This window comes from Actinomycetospora sp., assembly GCF_055612215.1.
The window spans coordinates 1-3018 of sequence record NZ_JBVPVA010000398.1; the positions used below are offsets into that span (position 1 = coordinate 1).

Sequence of the window (3018 nt, forward strand, 5' to 3'; positions counted from 1 at the left end):
CTAGTCGTGCGCCACCAGCATCGTCGCGCCGCCGGTCGCGAAGTTCGGGACGTCACCCGCGGCGGCTTCGCCCTCGGCGGAGCCCAGCGCGGCCTGCAGCGACTCGAGCGAGTCGAAGGCGAGCTCGGCGATGAGGTGGTACGGCGGCTGCGAGCCGTCCAGCGTCGAGACGTGCCGGTAGGTGAAGCTCCGACAGTCCGGGATCTTGTTCGCGAGCGGGACGTGCGTGCCGGTGTAGTACGCGTCGAACGCGGCGGGGTCGTCGGGCTGGCCGTACAGAACCGTGAGGATGTGCATCCGATCACCCTGACGGCGCGCGACGGCCCGGTCACCCGTCCGACCGGAGGGGTGACCGGGCCGTCGTCGTGCAGCAGTTACTGCGCGGCGTGCTTCTCGACGACGCGACCGAGCCGCGGCAGCGCCTCGATGACGTTCTCCTGGGCCTTCGGGCGCAGCTTCGAGTAGACCGAGGTGATCGCCTGGCGGCTCGACGCCGCGGCGCGTCGGTCGGTCACGCCGAGCAGGGCCTCCGAGACCGGCTGCGGCTGGGCCGCGAGGTAGGCGCCGAAGTCGGTGGCGGGGCCCGCCCCGGAGGGAGAGGCGCTGTAGGCGGTCCAGTACGGCTCGAGGGCCTCGACGAAGTCGTCGAGGAGCGTGTTGATGGCACCCCAGATGATGCCGGGCTTGATCTTCTTGACGGCGGCGTAGCCCGTCTTGATCATGCCGCCCGACAGTCCGCTCTTGTCCTTGACCTCGTCGTCGACGAGCGTCGCCAGGTCGTCCACGACGTATCCGCGCTTGTCGGAGTCGAGGAGTGCTGCCTTGAGGATGACGGCCACGCGGTGGGTCCTTCCACGGGGGAGCAGGGCGCGCCGACGGTACGACACCCGCAGGTGATCACCTCGTGGACCCCCGGCGGCGAATCACACCGGTGTGGTTCAGGATCCGTCGGCCGCGTCGTCGTGCGCGTCGACGAAGTCCAGGAACGTCGCCCACGAGTGGTCGTGGGCCCGCCGCCCGGCGAGCACCCCGAGGTGGCCGCCGGGCTCCACCGAGAACCGCAGGTCCGACGACGACGTCAGCAGCTCGGTGCCGCGGCGCACCGCGTCGACCGGGGCGATCCCGTCGTCGGCGCCGGCGATCAGCAGGACGGGGGCGGTGACGTCGGCCAGCCGGACGGGGCGGTCGTCGATGTGGACGGAGTCGGTCGCGACCTCGTTGTGCCGGATCACCTGGTGGTAGACCTGCCCGAACGCCCGGCCCGGGTAGGCGACCATGTTGTTCATCAGGATGTCGACGGCCTCCATCTGCTCAAGTAGCTGGCGGTCGTCGAGGTGGGTCAGGATCGTGAGCGGCTTGGTGAGATACCGGTCGACGCTGACGATCTGGAACGCGGCGCGCACCGCGGGGGCCGGGAACCCGCCGAGCAGCCGGGAGGCGGTCGTGAAGATCCGGCCGCCGGTGTACTCGGCGATCGACCGGAACGGGGCCACGATCGGCACCGCCGCCACGTCGACGGGCGCGGCGAACGCCGTCACCGAGGCGATCGGCAGCTCGGCGTGCGCGGCCGCGGTGAGCAGCACGAAGAGCCCGCCGAGGCTCCAGCCCACGAGGTGCACGGGGCAGGGCTCGGCCTCGCTCGTCGCCTCCTCCTGGCACACGCGGGCGACGGCGGCCGGGACCACGTCGTCGACCCAGGTCTCGAGCCCGCGGCGACGGCCGGGCCAGAGCGCGGTGTCGTAGGTGACGACGTAGACCGTGCGGCCCTGCTCGAGGAGGAACTCGACGAGGCTGTTGCCGCGGCGGAGGTCGAAGGCGAGGTCGGGGGCCCCGAGCGGCGGGACGAGCAGGATCGGCAGCCCGGCGGCGGGCGGCCCGTCCGGCAGCGGCGCGTAGCGGTGGAGGGTCCAGCCGGGTCCGTCGGTCACCGGGCTACGGGGCATCCGGCGGGTGTCCGCGAGGTGCCCGTCCCGGAGCCGGTCGCGCACGTTGACCGCCGCCGACCCAACCCGGACCAGCGCCTGCTCCGCCTCGCGCAGGGCCGCGTCGACGACCGCGGGCATCGACGACGAGGTGTCGGTCGTGGAGAGCGCACCCGACGTCTCGGACCCCTCGTCGGGAGTGGGGCGGGACGCGGGCGCGGCGGTGGGCACGCGGGGATCGTAGGGCTGTTCGGGGGACGGCGGAGGTCCGACGGCCCCCGGACGGCCCTGTGTGGTTCCCCGGGGTGACGCGGCGAGCGGCTGCCGGCGTGCGACGGGCCGGTGTCCGCCCATCTCGACGCCGCGTCACGGCACGACTCCGTCGCGTGAGACCTGCGCCCACTCGGACGCATGAGATGCCGCCTGATCGTCAGAAAGACGACTACAGCTCTGGTCCGTTTGACTCAGTACACGGCGCCCGGACCCAGGGCAGGTGCCCGGGTGCCGTGACCACCTCGCGAGTGAGGCGGCGCGGGAGCAGCAGGAGGACACGGTGGAACCGAGGACGGCGTCGGCGGGCGCGGGCGGCGGCGGGGCCGACCCCGGCGTGGCCGGCGCGACGTGGATCCGGCTGACCGGGGGCGACGGCGCGGTCGGGGCGCGGCGACGTCGGGTCGCGGTGGCCGGCGTGTCCCTGATGGGCGCCGCGGCGGTGAGCACCGCCGTCTTCCAGACCGTCACGGGCACCTCGACCACGCTCGCGATGGCCCCCGGCCTCGGTGGCCTGTTCGCGGTGTCCACCCCGACCCCGCAGGGCCCGGTGGTCGTCCCGACGAGTGCCGCCGCGCCCACGATCACCGACCTCGGCCCGCCCCCCGCGCTCGCCGCGCCGCCGTCGGGCGCGCAGGTCGACCGGCGCGCGCAGCAGGCGCCCCTGCCCGGTCCGGGTGAGCTCGGGGGGGTCCCCGTCGCCCCGGCGGCTTCGGCCCCGGCGGTCGGCGTCCCGGCGCCCGCGGCCGCTCCCGGCGTGGTCGGTTCGGGAGGTTCCGGGGGTGGCGAGCCGGTGCCCGGTCCCCGCCCCGCGCACGGCCCCGGC

General features: G+C 74.4%; 3 protein-coding genes and 1 pseudogene. 1 reads left to right on the plus strand and 3 read right to left on the minus strand.

Annotated features, from left to right (window positions below):
- The 3 genes from AC0CYZ_RS11315 to AC0CYZ_RS11325 form a co-directional block, all read right to left on the minus strand.
- Nucleotides 1–297 carry an EthD family reductase gene (locus AC0CYZ_RS11315; RefSeq protein WP_472215304.1) on the minus strand — a complete coding sequence of 99 codons (297 nt, stop codon included), beginning with the start codon at nucleotides 295–297 and terminating at the stop codon, nucleotides 1–3.
- A 77-nt stretch (nucleotides 298–374) separates the two neighbouring features.
- Nucleotides 375–839 (minus strand): DUF6918 family protein, encoded by a 465-nt coding sequence (locus tag AC0CYZ_RS11320; protein WP_472215306.1) that lies wholly within the window; start codon nucleotides 837–839, stop codon nucleotides 375–377.
- Nucleotides 840–938: 99 nt separating this feature from the next.
- The gene (locus tag AC0CYZ_RS11325; RefSeq protein ID WP_472215308.1) at nucleotides 939–2153 is read right to left on the minus strand and encodes an alpha/beta fold hydrolase; all 1215 of its coding nucleotides are present in this window, start codon (nucleotides 2151–2153) and stop codon (nucleotides 939–941) included.
- 322 nt (nucleotides 2154–2475) lie between these two features.
- Here AC0CYZ_RS11325 and AC0CYZ_RS11330 point away from each other — a divergent pair.
- Nucleotides 2476–3018 (plus strand): annotated as a pseudogene (locus AC0CYZ_RS11330) (hypothetical protein); the annotation flags it as partial.